Source organism: Caloranaerobacter sp. TR13, from assembly GCF_001316435.1.
Lineage (GTDB): Bacteria > Bacillota > Clostridia > Tissierellales > Thermohalobacteraceae > Caloranaerobacter.
The window spans coordinates 175,250-194,067 of record NZ_JXLL01000001.1 but is presented as its reverse complement, the minus strand read 5'-3'; the positions used below and the strand labels follow the sequence as shown (position 1 = coordinate 194,067).

General features: G+C 28.8%; 18 protein-coding genes. All 18 read right to left on the bottom strand.

Annotation, left to right across the window (positions count from 1 at the left end):
• Positions 1-7: 7 nt before the first annotated feature.
• The 18 genes from TR13x_RS00890 to hrcA all read right to left on the bottom strand — a co-directional run bounded on the left by TR13x_RS00890 (position 8) and on the right by hrcA (position 18,698).
• A complete protein-coding gene (locus TR13x_RS00890) occupies positions 8-1,054 on the bottom strand; it encodes an ABC transporter permease (RefSeq protein WP_054869995.1) in 1,047 nt (348 codons plus the stop codon).
• Positions 1,045-2,340 (bottom strand): efflux RND transporter periplasmic adaptor subunit, encoded by a 1,296-nt coding sequence (locus tag TR13x_RS00885; protein WP_054869994.1) that lies wholly within the window; start codon positions 2,338-2,340, stop codon positions 1,045-1,047. Before TR13x_RS00885 ends, TR13x_RS00890 begins: the two co-directional genes overlap by 10 nt.
• The gene (locus TR13x_RS00880; protein ID WP_054869993.1) at positions 2,340-3,155 is read right to left on the bottom strand and encodes a carbohydrate ABC transporter permease; all 816 of its coding nucleotides are present in this window, start codon (positions 3,153-3,155) and stop codon (positions 2,340-2,342) included. The genes TR13x_RS00885 and TR13x_RS00880 overlap by 1 nt, the downstream gene beginning before the upstream one ends.
• Entirely contained in the window at positions 3,156-3,980 is an 825-nt protein-coding gene (locus tag TR13x_RS00875) for a carbohydrate ABC transporter permease (protein WP_054869992.1), read from the bottom strand.
• 191 nt (positions 3,981-4,171) lie between these two features.
• Complete coding sequence (locus TR13x_RS00870) at positions 4,172-5,527, bottom strand: extracellular solute-binding protein (RefSeq protein ID WP_054869991.1); 1,356 nt, start codon at positions 5,525-5,527, stop codon at positions 4,172-4,174.
• 33 nt (positions 5,528-5,560) lie between these two features.
• Entirely contained in the window at positions 5,561-7,033 is a 1,473-nt protein-coding gene (locus tag TR13x_RS00865; RefSeq protein WP_054869990.1) for a S41 family peptidase, read from the bottom strand.
• 46 nt (positions 7,034-7,079) lie between these two features.
• Complete coding sequence (locus TR13x_RS00860) at positions 7,080-8,414, bottom strand: extracellular solute-binding protein (RefSeq protein ID WP_054869989.1); 1,335 nt, start codon at positions 8,412-8,414, stop codon at positions 7,080-7,082.
• Between the two features lie 141 nt (positions 8,415-8,555).
• On the bottom strand, positions 8,556-9,407 hold the full coding sequence (locus TR13x_RS00855; RefSeq protein WP_054869988.1) for a patatin family protein: 852 nt from the start codon (positions 9,405-9,407) through the stop codon (positions 8,556-8,558).
• Between the two features lie 239 nt (positions 9,408-9,646).
• Positions 9,647-10,090 (bottom strand): GatB/YqeY domain-containing protein, encoded by a 444-nt coding sequence (locus TR13x_RS00850; protein WP_054869987.1) that lies wholly within the window; start codon positions 10,088-10,090, stop codon positions 9,647-9,649.
• Between the two features lie 11 nt (positions 10,091-10,101).
• On the bottom strand, positions 10,102-10,284 hold the full coding sequence (gene rpsU, locus TR13x_RS00845; protein WP_035161487.1) for a 30S ribosomal protein S21: 183 nt from the start codon (positions 10,282-10,284) through the stop codon (positions 10,102-10,104).
• 112 nt (positions 10,285-10,396) lie between these two features.
• Positions 10,397-10,741, bottom strand: a complete 345-nt coding sequence (locus TR13x_RS00840; protein WP_054869986.1) for a histidine triad nucleotide-binding protein — start codon at positions 10,739-10,741, stop codon at positions 10,397-10,399.
• 56 nt (positions 10,742-10,797) lie between these two features.
• Positions 10,798-12,105, bottom strand: a complete 1,308-nt coding sequence (mtaB, locus tag TR13x_RS00835; protein WP_054869985.1) for a tRNA (N(6)-L-threonylcarbamoyladenosine(37)-C(2))-methylthiotransferase MtaB — start codon at positions 12,103-12,105, stop codon at positions 10,798-10,800.
• A complete protein-coding gene (locus TR13x_RS00830; RefSeq protein WP_054869984.1) occupies positions 12,106-12,852 on the bottom strand; it encodes a 16S rRNA (uracil(1498)-N(3))-methyltransferase in 747 nt (248 codons plus the stop codon).
• The gene (gene prmA, locus TR13x_RS00825; protein WP_054869983.1) at positions 12,845-13,801 is read right to left on the bottom strand and encodes a 50S ribosomal protein L11 methyltransferase; all 957 of its coding nucleotides are present in this window, start codon (positions 13,799-13,801) and stop codon (positions 12,845-12,847) included. Before prmA ends, TR13x_RS00830 begins: the two co-directional genes overlap by 8 nt.
• Before the next feature lie 120 nt (positions 13,802-13,921).
• Positions 13,922-15,064 carry a molecular chaperone DnaJ gene (dnaJ, locus tag TR13x_RS00820; RefSeq protein WP_054869982.1) on the bottom strand — a complete coding sequence of 381 codons (1,143 nt, stop codon included), beginning with the start codon at positions 15,062-15,064 and terminating at the stop codon, positions 13,922-13,924.
• Between the two features lie 63 nt (positions 15,065-15,127).
• Positions 15,128-16,972 (bottom strand): molecular chaperone DnaK, encoded by a 1,845-nt coding sequence (dnaK, locus tag TR13x_RS00815; RefSeq protein ID WP_054869981.1) that lies wholly within the window; start codon positions 16,970-16,972, stop codon positions 15,128-15,130.
• Positions 16,973-16,994: 22 nt separating this feature from the next.
• Positions 16,995-17,579, bottom strand: coding sequence for a nucleotide exchange factor GrpE (gene grpE, locus TR13x_RS00810; RefSeq protein WP_082394726.1), 585 nt, complete (start codon positions 17,577-17,579; stop codon positions 16,995-16,997).
• A gap of 84 nt (positions 17,580-17,663) precedes the next feature.
• Entirely contained in the window at positions 17,664-18,698 is a 1,035-nt protein-coding gene (gene hrcA / locus TR13x_RS00805) for a heat-inducible transcriptional repressor HrcA (protein ID WP_054869980.1), read from the bottom strand.
• Between the last annotated feature and the right edge of the window lie 120 nt (positions 18,699-18,818).

Genomic DNA, 18,818 nt, shown 5'->3' with positions numbered 1-18,818 from the left:
AAACAGATTAGAAAGATTTTCCTTGTTTTACCTTTTTTAACGTTATATTTAATACTATTCCTGTAATTATTAATAAAAAAATTGTATTGATTATTATTACATCTATCATTATTGCACTATAACCATTATTAAGGTGTAATATAAATTTACTATATTTGTATTTAAAAACTCTTAAAATACTGTATAAAGAAAATATATTGTCAGGAATACTTGAAGGAGAAATAGTTAAATATGGTATCACCTTAAATATCCCTATAACTATAAAAACAAATATAGTACAATGCGCCAAAATCTTTAACATGCCTTTCTTCTCTTCTAAAATATATTCATACCATTCTTTGATTCTTCTTTTTTCCATATACCCTTGAAGCAAAGTAATACTTTCCCTTTTTATACGCCTGTATAGTTTCATAGCAAAATCAAACAATACGTATAAAATAGCAAAAATTATTACATTTATATACCCATATATTTTTTCTTTATAAACAACAATATCATACACATCTAATCCTAAAGCTGAAAGCTGACTAACTACTTTATCAATTTTAAAATACGATACATCTTTATCATAAGATACATATCTGAATATCTTTTTATCCCAGTCTAATTTAAAAAATTTTTTATTAAATGGTATATAAATAACATCACTATTTTTAACAATACCTATTATTTCATATTCATTTTCAAATATTTTTATTCTCTTTCCAACAGCATCTTCTACTTTAAAATAAAAATCTGCTACTTTATCCCCTATCACTGCAACTTTTCTTTCTGAATCTGTTATAAACTCGCCATGAATAATCGGTATGTCAATTAACTGAGTATCCATCCCAGTTGTCATTACAAGAGTATGTTTCTTATATTTCATTGAATAGTTTACTGAATAAATATTCAGATATAGTCCTTTTTTAATCTTTTGAAACTCTTCTTTTTCCAAATCTCCTCTAAACCTTAATTCTATAGCCATAGGATTATATTTTTCTTTCAAGTACATATATGAACTGAAAGATAACACTACTATCAAAGCTAATAAAATAACTTTTCTTATTCCCATAGATGTACTTTCACTCCATCCTTAATCTTATATGACAAATTTGTAATTACCCTAGGCTTTTCAAATGTTTCAAGACCTCTTACACAAACTTGATTATCTCCAACCACCAACATTGTTACATCTACTTTTCGTGCAATATATTCAGTACCTAAAATACCTTTTTTCTCTTCTATTACATAAACATATCCTTCTTTACCTGCACCATATCCATCATACGGAACAACAGCAGCCTTTGGAATAGTATTTTCTTTCTTGTATTTTTTTGAAATTTTTCCTTGCAGTTTTTGCCCTAACACAGGAACTCCTTGGGCTTCATCTTCAAATACAGCTTCAATTTCTATCAATTTGTTCTCTGCTACTTCACTTACATTTACAATCTTCGCACTTTCGGGAACAAACTTTTTATTTTCTGTTTCTATCTTGATTCTTACTGCATTTTTAACAAAATAATAATACTTATCAGGTACATAAGCTACAAGTTTTACTGAATCATACCCGTTCACTTTACCGATTTCAACAATTGTAGTATCTTTACCTAGTATCCTATTCGTTTGATTTATGCTTAATATTACACCATCAACATCTGAATAGTAAATTCCATCATCTCCAACCTTAGAATAAAATTTCTTTTTCTTCTCGATTTCAGATATTTTCCTTTTGAACTGCTTTATATTATTTTCTACCTCTTTAACTTCAAATGAATTCTCCTTTTTCTTTTCTTCAAGTAATAACTTTTTAATTTCTAGATTATTTTGTAATTCTTTAAGACTCTCTTTACTTTGTTCTAATGTTGAATAATTTACCGCACCTGATTCGTATAACTTCTCTAGCTTTAAAATCTCATTTTTTTGATATTGTATTTTATCTTCTAATATTTTAATATTCTTCTCATCTATAATGAACGAATCACTTTTTAATCTTTCTAATCTAAGCTCTTCCTTTTCAAGCAAAAGCTTAAGATCTTCTATTTGTTCATCTTCTCCCTTGAAACCATACTCATTATTTATTTTAAAAATAGGATCACCAACTTTTACTTCTTGTCCTATTTTAACAAAATATTCATCTATGATTACACTACTACCAAGCCTTACTTTATATATTTCTTTTGGTTCTATAGTACCTTCAAGTTCAACACTTCTTTCAAATGAACCCTTCATAGCAGTTACAGCTTGGACCTTTGGTAAGAATAAATTAACTATTGATTTTGAAAAAAAGCCCATTATAAATACAAGAGCGAAAAAACTTACTACTATATTTTTTGCCGCTTTAATCACTCTATTTTCCATCACTTCATTCCCCCTATTGTCAAACCCTCTTTCAGATACTCTTCACCTTTAATAAATATTAATAAAGCAGGAACAATGTAAAGCACAGCACCAGCATAAAAAACTTTATAATCATCATAGAAAATATTCTCTAAAAACACTGATAACGGCAGCTTAGAAGGAGTATCTATAAAAATAATAGCCTGTTCAATTAAGTTCCAATTATCTATAAAAGTAAGAATAACCAGTGAAAAAACTGCAGGTTTTATCAAAGGTAAAACTACTTTGAATAAAATTCTTCCATACCCTGCTCCATCAATTCTTGCCGCTTCAATTACATCATTAGGTATGCCTCTTACAAACTGTCTTAATAAAAAAACTCCAAATGATGAAAAAATGCCTGGTAAAATAATTGCCATATGTGTATCGAGTATTTTTATATTCAACACTCTATGTATTTTGTCTAGTACAAGATAATTAGGTACTAAAGTAACTTGAAATGGAAGTAATACTGCTAAAATATATATTACAAATATCAAATCTCTTCCAGGAAACTCCATCTTAGCAAAAGCAAATGCTGCAAAAATTCCTATTACTATTTGACCAGCTATTATAATTACCGTTAACTTGACAGAGTTCATAAAGAATTTAAAATATTCTGCTTTATTAGTTACAATAGAATAATACTGTTGTAAATTAAATTCATCAGGAATAATATGTACATTTTCAGTATTAATCTGATTTTCTGTCATAAAAGAATTCGTAAATGTATATATTATCGGAAATATGTATAAAAGAGATATTAAAAAAATTAGTACAAGCAGTATTCTTTTCATTTAACTTTCACCTACTCTTTTTGCATGCTTTTTATCAATAAGGAATAATAAGAAAGCAAAAGCAAATATTACTATTGCAAATACATAAGCTGCAGATGTTAGTTTCTCATACTGAAGGTCTCTAAATTTGTTATTCATATAATGCTGTAACATATATATTTTAGGGTTTGGATAGCTTCCTTGTAGTATAAATATATCTTTAAATACTTTAAATGAATTGATTATAGTTACTATTCCAACAAATACTGTCGTTGGTGTAATAAGCGGAATGATAATATGCCTTAACCTCTGAAAGTAATTCGCTCCGTCAATCATAGAAGCTTCTATTATTTCTTTTTTAAGTTGAGACAGTCCAGCTAGATATATTATCAGATTATAACCCGTATTTCTCCAGATAAATATTAATATTACTACTATCATTGCATACTCTGTATCTATCAGATTAAATCCTCCAAATCCAAACACTTTTCTGAAGAAACCTGCTACTGTACCTGAAGGTATCGCCATAGGAAGTATAATAAATAGTTTTATAAACTTTGGTGCTTTTATTTCATAAATTATTAAAGCTAATATAAAAGAAATAACAATAATTAGTGGTATAGCAATACCCATAAATAATGCTGTATTCTTTAGTGCTAAATTAAATGCATTGCTCTTAAACACATCATTATAGTTCTTAAATGCAACAAAAGTATCATCAAAACCACTTCTGCTTACGGAATATTTTAAACCCCCAATAAAGGGAATAACGTATAATATTGAAAAGCCTATTAAACTCGGTAATATAAATAAAAAACCTTTAGATTTTCTTAGTTTTTTTAACATACCCCACCTCAAGTTCTACTTTCGTTCAAGTTTGAATATTTTGAATTTTACAAATATATTAAAACTACTTTAATTTTTAAATTTGATAATTTATTCTCAATTTATTATATAATTCTATTATTGTTAAAATAATCCTGCATCTCAAAGTGATTATTACTATTTTTTAACATTTATTACACATCACCTTATAATCACTCATTTAACCACATATTTAATTTATCTTCTAATTTCTGCAATTCTCTACTTAGCTTTTCATCTGAATAAGGTTCATCTGCAAATACAAACTTTGTCATTTCTTTTATTAATTCTTCCTTTATAATTTTATACATCTTACCATATTCATTTGATGACTTATAAGCACCATTTTTTATTCTTGTTAGTATATACTTCCTTAATGCAACTGCTCTTTCATTTACATAGTTAGCTTTTTCTATTTCCTCAATTTCTTCTTCTATATCTTTATTTACAGGATAAGAATAATCATACTTTTCTCTAAACATTTCTAGCTGAACTTCATCACTTAATAAACCGTCTATAAATTCTAAACCTAAATCAACATTTTTCCCATTTTTATTTACAATAAATCCCCATACCCTAAGTTTTTCTAATTCATAAATCACCTGCGGTAATATAATATAATCATCAATATCCATATCAACACCGATACGAAGAGACTTTAGTGCATTTTTATCATAAAATCGTCTTCTTAAATTGTCAGTATCATTATACCAATACGATTCATTTGCTTCCTTATATTCCTCTGATTCTTTTACAAATAGCATTTTATAATAATTTTCAAATGTATAGTTATTTTTCAAAATATATTTACCAGAATGTATTTCATCCCTCAAATTCTTTGTGTATTCTATAACTCTAGAGTTATTAATATTAACTTTATTATTTTTAATATCATATATATCTAACTCTTCCATAATATTTGCCACAAGCTCTTTATATAAAATCAATGTAAAATTTCTTGGCTCCTGAGTTAACCATTTTTCTCTGATATTAAAATAATCTTCTCTAGTCCAATCTAATCCTGGTTCTTCTATCCCTAATTGTTCAAATACCTTTCTATTTAAGGTTATAGGATAATGATACATACCTATTGGTACAAAAAAACCACCTTCATCTTTAACACTATCATATATCTTTTCATAATTTTTTAATTTATCTTTCACTTTTAAAGCAATACCTTTTTCAGTTAAAGGTTTATAAAAATCCCATATTGAAACATATATTAACGTAGGTCCATCTTTTAAATATAATTTTGAATTTAACTTTTTCTGGTATTTTTCATAATCACTTATATCTATCACATCAAAATTTACCTTTACTCCTTTTTCTCTTTCAAACTTACGTTTATATAAATCTAAAGTATTAAATGCGAATTTAATTTTAGAATAAAAATAGTTATCTATTAATATTGTAATTTCCTTACCTTTATTACCTTGATTATCAACATTTGTACTATCCTTTACAGTAGTACATCCATTTACCGATAATAATAGGATTAAGCATAAGATTATAACAATTACTCTTTTCATCTTCATACCCCCACCTTAATAATCCTAAATACTTTAATATTCAATTTCGTTTTCAATTATTTCAATAGCTTTTTTTAAAACTGTATCTTGATTCTCTATAAAATCATCAAAATTTCTTTTAACGAGAATATTCGGCTCTACTCCATTTCCTTCTATTAAAGCTTCATTTTTACGTTTTATTTGCATTGCTGAATATGAAAAATACCACCTAGTATTAGGAAGTTTTGTTCTTATCGGCTCTCCACTTCCCCCACCTGTACCATTTTCTCCAACTATCGTTGCTATTTCGTAATCAGCTATAATTGAAGCTAGTCTATCTGCAGCACTAAATGTAAGCTCATCTATAAGTAATATCTTGGGTATATCTGCTACGTTATTCGACTTAGGTTTTATTAAACCATCATCTATCCATTCGGTATAACCTTCTACTCCATTAAAAACACTACCCATATAATGAAGTTTATGAAAAGCTTCGGATAATTTAAATCTATATTTTAAATCCGCTATTGGACTGTCTATTAAATACCTAATTAAATAATTTGAAAAGTAGCTCAAACCACCTTGATTACTTCTAATGTCTATAATAAGCCCTTTCATTTCACTATAATCCTTAAACACTTTATCAATAAATTCAAGAAATTCATTATTACCTTCTACTGCAAATGATCTAATAGCCAGATAAGCTATTTTTTTATCCTCATCTAACCATTTAACCTCAAGTTTAGGTACATCTCCTAAATATAATTTGTAATAATCACTATAACTAATCCATTCCACTTTCACTTCGATCAAATTTCCACTCGCATCTTTTAAAAGCAGTTTTGCTTTCTTAGTATAATCAATATTCTCTTCGATAAAGAAATTCAAAGTTTCATAGATATGTATCAGCCTTTTCTTTTCAGCTTGTCTTTCAGTTGAACCTGTAATATACTTTTCAGATGTTTCAATTATTTCTTTTAATTTTATACCATTAATTGATACAACTTCATATCCTTTCTTAATTTTAGGATACTTATCAAAATATGTTTTACTTACTACAAATTTATCCTCTATTTTTTCGATGACTATTGGTAAAGCTTTAACTGAATTTAAAGGTTGCATGACATATGTGTGACCATCATGTAAATTTGCTAAAAATTTAGTAATAATTCTAAAAAATGTTTTATCATCTTTACAAGACATAACTTCTTCTAATGTCTCATTTTTCAATTCTTCCCAATCGAATCCATACTTTTCCTGTTTTTCTTCTAGATATGAATATCCTTCTTTAATACTTTTATAAATAAACATAAAATCTTCAATATATCTTTGGTTAGATTGTTCTATGCTCTGTTCCTCTTTTAAAAAGCTTTTTATAGATACAGTATTACTTTCTAAATATATTAGCCCAATGATTAAAAACAAAAAGATTGCAATAACTCCAAAATATACTTGTTTTTGTAACTTAATTATCATTGTTAAAATAAATAAAAATACGAAAAAAACTATAATCGATATAATCATCATCTAATAAATTACCCCTTTGTTATTGCATAATAATACTTATGATAAATTATTCATTTAGCCACATATTTAATTTATCCTCTAATTTCTGTAATTCTCTACTTAACTCTTCATCTGTATAAGGCTCATCTGCAAAGATAAATTTCGTAAATTCAGATATTATCGACTTCTTTATATCATAATAAATTCTTTTTTGATGTTTAAATGGTTTATATCTTCCATTTTTTAATTGCTCTAAGATATATTTTCGCAATTCTACAGATTTTTCATTGACATCATTAGCCTTTTCTATTTCTTCAATTTTTTCTTCTATTTCTTTGTTTACTGGATAAGGATTGCTTTTAGTCCTGTACATTTCTAATTGATTTTCATCATTTAGTAAATAATTTAAAAATTCAAGTCCAAGCTGAATATTTTTCCCGTTTTTATTTACTATAAAACCATTAACTTGAACAAACATTTCATCATATAAAACTTGAGGTAAAACAATAATATCGTTTATATCCATATCAATATCATTTTTTAATGATTTTAATGCATCTTTCTTATAATAAATTCTTCTTAAGTTTTGGCTATCAAAATATTTCTGCAATTTCATTGCTTCTTTGTATTCTTCTGAATCCTTAACAAAAAACATTTTATAATAATTTTCATATGTATAATTTTTATTTAAAATATATTTACCAGAGAAAATTTCATTTCTTAAGCTTTTTATATATTCGATAACCTTTTTGTTATTAACATTAACTTTATTATTTTTTGCATCTATAATTTCTAAATCATCTAGCACATTCCAAATCAATTCTTTATACATTTCACTTGTAAAATATCTTGGTTCTCGTTCCAACCATTTTTCTTTTATTTCTAAATAATCCTGCCTTGTCCAATCAAGAGAGGGTTCTTGAATATTTAATTCCTTTAGCACATTTCTGTTTAAAGCTATAGGGCTTGAATAAATCCCAAAAGGTACAATAAAATTGTTATTTGCCTTAAGACTTTCATAAACTTTCTCAAAATTTGGTATTTTATTTTTAATATCTAGTGATATTCCTCTTTCTATAAAGTTTAAATAGTTTTCACCACTAGTAATTAGTATTAGTGTTGGACCTTCTTTCTCATGTAATTTTATATTAACTTTTTTAATGTAGTCATCATAATTACTTGCAGTTATTACCTCATATTTTACTTTGATTCCTTTTTCTCTTTCAAATTTATATTTGTACCTTTCTAGCATCATTTTGGCATTTTTGAAATATTTACCTCTAACTATAATACTGATTTCATTCATTCCCTTTTTATTTACTTCTTTATCCGTTTTTATTGAGCAGCTAACTATTGAAATAGATAATAAAATAAATATGATAATTGATAGAGCTTTTTTCATTCAATCACCTCATTTAAGAAAAGAAATTCTTTTATTGTCAAGTTCTAGTTCTCTCACATTTTTAGTAAATTATAATAATTTCATATGTGTTACAAAAAAGGTTTTATTTCACCATTTTTTATTTTTTCCAATATAAATTTTCTATTTGTCATAAATCCAGTCCATCATTTCTTCATAACATCTTCTTGCATCCTCATATCCCATCTCATATAATTCTTTTAGTTTATTTACATCTCTTTCAATTCTATCTACTTTCATATCTTTAGTGGGTCTAATTACAAAAACCTTTTTTTCTGATTCTAATTTTTCAATATATTCCAGTGTATTATTATATATTTTATATCTATTAAGCATTGCATCTATTATACCAGGATATTCAGAATATATAATCTTTAATAATTTTTTCAATTTAAAAGGACTTTTTCTATATTCTCTATTTCTGGTTAGAACAATTACATTCTTTTTATTTCCATCTTCTATTGACTTTTTTATAGGAAGAGGATCTGCTATTCCTCCATCTAATAAAAATTTCCCTTCTATTTCAACAATTGGAGCTACAAATGGTAAACTACTAGAAGCCTTGATAGCTTTAATCACATCTTCACATTCGTCTTTATCAAAATATACAGGTTGTCCAGTTTTACAATCAGTAGCTACTATAATAAATTTTTCTTTTGCTTTATTAAAAGTTTCAAAATCAAATGGTACAAGTTTATTTGGTATTTCATTGAATATAAAATCCATACCAAAAATACTTCCTTTTGTTATTAAATTTTTATAGCTTATATATCTATCATCCTTAGCATAATCAAGATTAATCTTTATACTTCTACCTTTTTGCCTTGAAATATAAGACGAGGCATTACATGCCCCCGCAGAAACTCCTATAATATAAGGAAAATACAAATCCTTTTCCATGAAAAAATCTAAAACTCCTGAAGTATAACAACCTCTCATTCCACCGCCTTCTAATACTAATCCTGCTTTCACCATTGTTATTCTCCCTTCTTTAATAAGTAGTTCATTTTTGTTAATTAGAACAAAATCTTCGATATTAAACTAATTGTATTAAGATAGATTTTGCCTATTATTAATAACTTTATTCTATTTATGTTAAATAAATCCTTTTATATTGTGTTTTTCCTATTTTAATATTTCTTAACATTCATGTTAACTATTCTTAACTTTTTTTATACAAAAAACCTGGATACTTAAGTATCCAGGTTTTTAATCTATTTTAAATATTGTCTAACAATCTTATTGACTAAGCTTCCATCAGCTCTACCTTTTACTTTAGGCATTACATAAGACATTACTTTTCCCATGTCTTTCATAGTACTAGCGCCGATTTCTTCTATAGCAGCTTTAACTATTTCATCAATTTCATCTTCTGAAAGTTGCTTAGGCAGATATTCCATTAATATGTCAATCTCTTTTTGGGTAAGTTCTACAAGGTCTTGTCTTGCACCTTTTTCAAAGTCCTTTAAAGCATCCTTTTTTTGTTTTACTTGTTTAGCGATAATTTCTATAATGTCCTCATCACTTAACTCTACTCTTTCATCTACTTCTCTTTGCTTAATAGCAGCTCTTACCATTGTAATAACATCCTTGCGGACCTTATCCTTGTTTTTCATAGAGGCTTTTAAATCTGCCATTAATCTTTCCTTAAAGGACATTGAATCACCTCTTATCTTCTTTTCTTATTTTTTCTTCTAGCTGCTTCAGCTTTCTTTTTACGTCTTACGCTTGGCTTTTCATAATGTTCTCTCTTTCTTACTTCAGAAAGAACGCCAGCGATAGCACATTGTCTTTTAAATCTTCTAAGAGCACTATCTAATGATTCGTTCTCTTTAACTCTTACCTGTGTCATCTGCTTCTTCCCTCCCCTCTCCCACTGCTACAGTTCCTAAGTAACAATGCAGTAAGTAGAATTCGGCACTAGATTATTATACATTAAATAGCAGTTTTATGCAACAAATATTTTAACCTGGAGGCCACATTAAGTGTCTTCCACCTAATAAATGGTAATGCAAATGACCTACAGTCTGTCCTCCCTTTTCACCACAGTTATTCACTATCCTAAATCCATCTTGATCTATGCCTTTTTCTTTTGCTAATTTTTTTATAACCAAATGTATATGACTTATAACATCTATGTTATCTTCGTTTATATCTTTAATTGAAGGTATATGCTCTTTTGGTACTACTAGTATATGAACAGGTGCTTGAGGGTTAATGTCTTCAAAAGCTAATACTTTATCATCTTCATATACTTTCTTGCTAGGAATTTCTCCATTAACTATCTTACAAAAAATACAATTAGACACTCTGTTCACCTCCTTACTGCCTTAATTATATATTCAACAAATTTATCCAAAATCCTCTATTTGATTACAATTTCACCAGCTAAATTTTCACCTGATATTTTATTCATTTTAACAGGCAGTATTTTCCCTTCAATTGAATTATCTCCTTTAGCCTCAACTCGAATATAGTTTGTCGTATATCCTTCCATTAATCCAGGTTTCCCTTTAACTTCTTCTTCAAATAAAACATTCATTATCTTACCTACAAATCTTTCATTAAAAGTCTTATTAAGTTTTTCACCTAATTCTATTAATTTTCTGCTTCTTTCTGTTTTCACTGTACCGTCAACTTGATTTTTAAATTTTGCTGCAGGTGTACCTTCTCTTGGAGAATATTTAAAAACATGAATTCTTGAAAATCCTACTTCTTTTACAAAATTATATGTTTCTTCGAATTCCTCGTTCGTTTCACCAGGAAATCCTACTATTATATCAGTCGTCAAGCCTACATCAGGCATATATTTTCTTATAAGCTTAACTCTACTTAAATACTCTTCAGTTGTATATTTTCTGTTCATTCTTTTTAATACTGTATTACTTCCACTTTGCAGTGATAAGTGAAAATGGTCACATACTTTCGGTAGTCTCCTCAGTCTGACCATAAAATCTTCTGTTATTATTGTAGGCTCTAATGAACTTAATCTTATTCTTTCTATACCATCAACATCATGTATAGCTTCAACAACATCTATTAATCTTATATCACCTAAATCTTTTCCATATGATGCTACATGTATCCCTGTTAAAACAATCTCTTTAAAGCCTCTTTGACCAAGTTTTTCTACTTCTTTTACAATATTTTTTAAATTTCTACTTCTCACAGGACCTCTTGCATAAGGTATTATACAATATGAGCAATACTGATTACATCCTTCTTGTATTTTTATAAAAGCTCTAGTTTTACCTTTTACTTCATCTATAGACATTTCTTCAAATTCTCTTACTTTCATTATGTCTTCAACAATTTTCATACGTTTATTCTTTTCTTTAACCTCTTCACACAGCTTTACTATTTTATTCCTTTCAGTTGTACCAATAACTAAATCTACATCTTCAATTTCAAATACTTCATCTGGTGAAACTTGCACATAACACCCAACAACAGCTACTACAGCTTCTTTGTTCATTCTCTTTGCTCTTCTTATAAATTGTCTTGATTTCCTATCACCAAGATTAGTAACCGTACAAGTGTTTATAACATAAACATCTGCTTTATCTTCTGCATTTACAACAGTATATCCATTTTTTTTGAAAAGCTTAGCCATTGCTTCAGTTTCATACTGATTCACTTTACAGCCCAAAGTATAAAAGGCTACGGTTTTCATCTAAATCACTCCTAAATCCCCAAGCTCATACATAACTACAGATATGGTAGTAAATCCTGCAGTTTCTGTTCTTAAAATTCTAGGCCCTAAAGAAATTATATGAGCATTAATTTTCTTTAGTTTTTCTATTTCTTCTTCTTCAAAACCACCTTCTGGACCTATTATTATATTAATTTTACCCTTTTTATAAGTTCTTAATATATCTTTTAATCCAATTTTCAATTCATTTTCATAAGGAACTAAAATAAATTCTTCATCATTCAATCTGTTAATCATTTCATTAAAAGTTATTATCTTATTAACAACTGGTATAATCCCTCTTTTACACTGTTTAGATGCTTCTTTTGCTATCCGCTTCCATCTTTCTAGTTTTTTTAATTCCTTTTTTTCACCTTCAACTTTAACTACAGTTCTCTTTGTTATTAATGGTACTATTTCAACAACCCCTAATTCAGTTGCCTTTTGAATAATCAAATCCATCTTCGAAGATTTTGGCAATCCTTGATAAAGTATAATCTGTATTGGAGGTTCACTTTTCGATTCAAACTCTTCTTTGATAACTGCTTCTACATAATCTTTTTCTATTTCTGTTATCTGTGCAAGGTATTCTTTACCTTCACAGTTAGATACATTTATAATTTCACTTATATCCAATCTCAATACGTTTTTTATATGTTTTACATCTTCACCTTTAATAATTATTTTATTTTCTGCAATGTCCTTTTTATCTACAAAGAATTTATGCATTCTCTGATCCCTCTTTAAATCTAGATACTAGACATGCCCATTCTCCCATTTTCATTTCATCAATTACTTCTAGGCCATTTTTATCCAAGGCAGCTTTAACATCCTTTATTTTATCTAATATTATTCCTGAAGCTATAAAAACCCCATCTTCTAACAAGAATTTAGGAACAACTTCTGCAAGCTTTACAATAACTTCAGCAATTATATTAGCAACAATAACATTAGCCCTTCCGTCAACTACATCCAAGAGATTACCTTTTCTAATTTGAACGGTATTGGCAACTCCATTTTTCCTAACATTTTCTTTAGCTACTTTAACAGATACTTCATCTAAATCTATTCCTATAGTACTTATTGCCCCAAGCTTAGCAGCTGCAATTGACAATATACCAGTACCACAACCTATATCAAAAACTATGTCATGTTGATGAACATATTTTTCTAATTGTTTTATACACATTATAGTCGTTTCATGAGTTCCTGTACCAAAAGCCATTCCAGGATCAAGCTCTATTACAATATCTTCTGGCTTTTTCTCATAGCTTTCCCATGAAGGTTTAACAACTATTTTCTCACCTATTTTTTTTGGTTTATAATACTTTTTCCATGAATTGGCCCAGTCATTTTCATAAACTTCTGATGTTGTAACTTCTCCTAACCCCTTGTCCAAATTGTATTGTGGTATTTTTTCTACATTCTGTTTTATTAGCTCTATTTTGTCTATTAAGTCTTCACTTTCTGGTAAATACCCTTTAACAATTACTCCTTCAAAGTTCTGTTCTTCTAAAGTAGGGTCTATATAATCCCAATCTCCTTCATTCTTATTTTGAAATACTAAATCATTGGGATCTTCAATAACTAACCCACCTACTCCAGCTTCATATAAAATATTTGATACAACCTCAACTGCTTCTGTAGTGGTTTTAATCTGGACCTCAATCCACTTCATATTAGCCCCACATCCTTTTATTATTTAATCTTCTTTATTTCCACTTTATTATACCCTATTAAACTAAAAAAAACCAGCAAAAATACAAAAGTAAATCACTCCACTGAATATGGAGTGATTTTAACCTCCGAAAGCATCTTTTACTTTATCGAAAAATCCTTTTTTATGCTCATGTACTTTATCACCTGTAGCTTTAGCAAATTCTCTTAAAATCTGTTTCTGCTTCTCGTTTAATTTCTTAGGTACTTGCACTTTCACCTTAACATACTGGTCTCCTCTACCATTACCTCTTATATATGGAATACCTTTATTTTTTAACCTAAAAATTGTACCTGTTTGTGTTCCTTCTGGTATGTTATATCTTACTTTCCCATCAAGTGTTGGAACTTCAATAGTAGCTCCTAATGCCGCCTGTACAAAAGTAATTGGTATTTCACAAATAACATCATTTCCTTCACGTTCAAAGATTTCATGAGGTAATACATTTATATAAACATATAAATCTCCTGGAGGTCCTCCTTTTTCACCAGGCTCCCCTTCTCCTCTAAGAGGTATCACTGAACCTGTATCTACTCCTGCTGGTATTTTTATATTTATCTTTTTTAAACGGCGTTCTTTGCCAGTTCCTCCACAATTCGAACATGGTACTTCTATAATTTCTCCTGTACCATGACATCTATCACAAGTTCTTACATTCACAAACTGACCAAAAGGCGTATTGTGAGCATATCTTACTTCTCCTGTACCATTACACTTCGGACAAGTGGTTTTCTTAGTGCCTGGTTTAGCACCTGTTCCATGACATACTGAACAGTCTTCAGTTCGTCTAATTTTTATTTCCTTTTGGGTGCCAAAAGCTGCTTCTTCGAATTCTAAATCTAGTGTATATTTTAAATCGGCACCTCTTCTAGGTCCTGCTTTTCTTCTTCGTGAAAAACCTCCACCAAAAGCTTCAAAAATATCATCAAATATATCACCAAATCCACCAAAGCCTTCGAATCCACCAAAGCCTTGACCAAATCCTCCTGCCGCATTGCCATTTACACCTGCATGCCCAAATCTATCGTATCTCGCTCTTTTTTCTGAGTCACTCAACACTTCATAAGCTTCATTTATCTCTTTAAATTTTTGTTCTGCTTCCTTATCCCCTGGATTTAGGTCTGGATGATATTTTTTTGCTAATTTTCTATATGCTTTCTTGATTTCTTGCTCCGATGCATTTTTATTAACTCCTAATATTTCATAGTAATCTCTATTGCTCATTCTTTCACCACCTTTCAACATCAAAAACCAAAGCTAAATCCAGAGGATTTAGCTTTGGTTTATTTATTTATCATCATCTACAACTTCATAGTCAGCATCAACTACATTTTCATCTTTCTTTTCACTTTGTTGATTATTTTCTTGCTGCCCAGCTTGAGCTCCATATTGCTGTGATGCCTGCTGATACATTTTTTGTGATATTGTATGGAATTCGTTAGTTAATTCCTCAGTTTTCTTTTTAATTTCTTCTATATTGTCGCCTTCTAATGCTTTCTTTAATTCTTCTAATTTAGCTTTAATTTTAGACTTTTCATCTTCACTTACTTTATCTCCTAGTTCATTTAATATTTTTTCTGTTTGATATACCATTGAATCAGCATTATTTCTTACTTCTACTTCTTCTTTTTTCTTTTTATCTTCTTCTGCAAACTTTTCAGCTTCTTTTATCTTTCTTTGTATTTCTTCTTCACTTAAGTTTGTTGATGCTGTTATAGTAATTTTTTGTTCCTTACCTGTTCCTAAATCTTTTGCTGAAACATGAACTATACCATTTGCATCTATATCGAAAGTAACTTCTATTTGTGGCACTCCTCTTGGTGCTGGAGGTATACCAGTTAATTGGAATCTACCTAACGTTGTATTGTCTTTAGCCATTGGTCTTTCACCTTGTAAAACGTGAATGTCAACAGCTGTTTGATTGTCTGCAGCAGTTGAGAATATTTGACTCTTCTTAGTAGGTATTGTTGTATTTCTTTCAATTAGTTTAGTAAATACCCCACCTAAAGTTTCGATACCTAGTGATAGTGGAGTTACGTCAAGCAATAATAAATCTTTAACTTCTCCACTTAAAACTCCTGCCTGAATTGCTGCCCCAACAGCTACACATTCATCAGGATTTATTCCCTTATGAGGTTCTTTACCAATTAAATTCTTAATAGCTCTTTGAACAGCTGGTATTCTTGTTGAACCACCAACTAAAATAACTTTATCTATATCTGATGGTGATAAATTGGCATCAGCTAATGCTCTCTTAGTAGGTTCTATAGTTTTTTCTACAAGATGAGCTGTTAATTCTTCAAATTTAGCTCTTGTTAAATCCATATTTAAATGTTTAGGACCTTCTTGTGTAGCAGTAATAAATGGAAGATTTATATTTGTTGTCATAACACTTGATAATTCTTTTTTAGCTTTTTCTGCTGCTTCTTTTAATCTTTGTAGAGCCATTTTATCATTTCTTAAATCTATTCCGTGTTCTTTTTTGAATTCTTCAGCAAGATAATCAATAATTGCTTGGTCAAAATCATCTCCACCTAGATGGTTGTTACCACTTGTTGCAATAACCTCAAATACTCCATCTCCAATTTCTAATATTGATACGTCAAATGTACCTCCACCTAAGTCAAATACTAATATTTTTTGTTGTTCATCGCCTTTATCTAAACCATATGCAAGTGATGCAGCTGTTGGTTCGTTTATAATCCTTCTTACATTTAACCCTGCTATTCTACCTGCATCTTTTGTTGCTTGCCTTTGGCTGTCTGTAAAATATGCAGGAACAGTTATTACTGCATCAGTAACTGGCTCCCCAAGATAACTTTCAGCATCTGCTTTAAGTTTTTGAAGAATCATAGCAGAAATATCTTGAGGTGTATACTCTTTTCCATCAATATTTACTTTATGGTCTGTACCCATATGTCTCTTTATTGAAATTATTGTTCTATCTGGATTTGTAATTGCTTGTCTTTTTGCAGTTTCCCCAACTAGTCTTTCTCCATTTTTTGTAAAAGCTACAATTGAAGGTGTAGTTCTATTTCCTTCAGCATTTGGTATAACTACAGGTTCTCCTCCTTCAATAACAGCAACACAGGAGTTTGTTGTACCTAAATCGATACCTATTATTTTACCCATAGTCTTCTCCTCCCTTTCAAGTTTATTTTGATATTTTTACCATACTTGGTCTAATGACTTTATCTTTTAATTTATATCCTTTTTGGTATACCTCTATTATTGTATCTTCTTCATGTTCACTTGATTCTTCTTGTGCAACCCCATGATGTAAATTAGGATCAAATTTTTCTCCAATCGCCTTTATCTCTTCTAAACCACTCTTTTTAAGTATATCTAATAATTGTTTATAAACCATCTCTATACCTTTGTAAAAACTATCTTCTTTCTGACTATCATTAACTGAATCTAATGCTCTTTCAAAATTGTCTATCACAGGCAATACTTGACATATTAACTCTTCAGATGCATAAGCATATATTGACTCTTTCTCTTTTTCTACTCTCTTTTTATAATTTAAAAAGTCTGCTTGTAATCTTAAAAATCTATTATTTAATTCTTCTAATTCTCTCATTTTACCTTCCAACTTTTCTTTTAATTCATCTATATTATCTTCTTTTGATTCTTCTGTAGCATCATTAGAATCTTTTTTTTCATTTTCCATATCTTTTTCTTCTTCATTATGTACCTGTTCTTTTGTAACTTCTTTTTCATTCAGGTCTTTTTCCATCTATTTCACCTCTTTTCAATATTCATAAACATATACATATATATTCTATTCAATACATTGGGTGCAAGATAGAATCTCACACCCTTATAATGTAAAATAGTTTTTCAAAATCTCATTTAAATCAAAAGCTATTGATTTGACAACAGAGACTACCTTTGAATAATCCATTCTTGTAGGTCCAATTACACCAATTTTGCCTATTGTTTTGCCATTTAAACTATATGTTGCAGTAATTAAACTACAGCTACTTACCTCTTCATAACAATTTTCACTACCAATAGTAATCTGAATGTCATGGAATCCACTCTTTAAAAGCATATCAACTACAGATTCCTTATTTTCTATAAATGATATAAAGCTTTTTGCTTTCGCAATATCATTATACTCTGGAAAATTAAATATGTTAGTTACACCGTCTGCAAACAAATCTACCTCGTACATACCATCTATTGATTGATTTATTAATGGTAAAATATCCTTTATCGTATTTTTTAAACTATACATCTCTTTTACAAGCTCTGTTTCAATATTCTTATTTATATCTTCTATTGAACATCCTTTTAGTCTACTATTTAAATAATTTGTGATTTTTTCTAATTGTTCTTCTTTTATACCATTTCCAATTCTAAATACTGTATTTTTAACTATTCCTGTATCAGTAACCATAACAACTAATACTTTATGTTCATCTATAGGTATTAGTTGTATTCTCTTTAATTTACTTCTTCTTATTTGAGGAGCAATTGCTAAAGATGTATAATTTGTAAGTTTAGATAAAATTTTAGCTGCATTTTGTATAACTTGTTCTATTTCTCTTATTTCTTTAAGTAAGCCTAGTTTTATCTTTTTTCTTTCTTCTTCTGTAATTTTCTTTATCTGCATTAAATTGTCAACATATAGTCTGTATGCTTTATCAGATGGTATCCTTCCAGCTGAAGTATGAGGCTGTAGTAAATATCCCAATTCTTCTAGATCTGACATCTCATTTCGTATAGTAGCTGAACTAACTCCTAGATTATATTTTTTTGCAATAGTTCTTGATCCTACTGGCTCAGCATTTGTAATATAACTGTGAATTATCGCCTGCAGGATTTTAAGCTTTCTATCATTCAATATCATACATACCACCTCAATTAGTTATAGAAAGCCTAAACTTTATAATTTGTAAAACTTATAATTTTTATTAGCACTCTACCCTATCGAGTGCTAATCTTATGTTTTTAAATTATCACTGTTTTT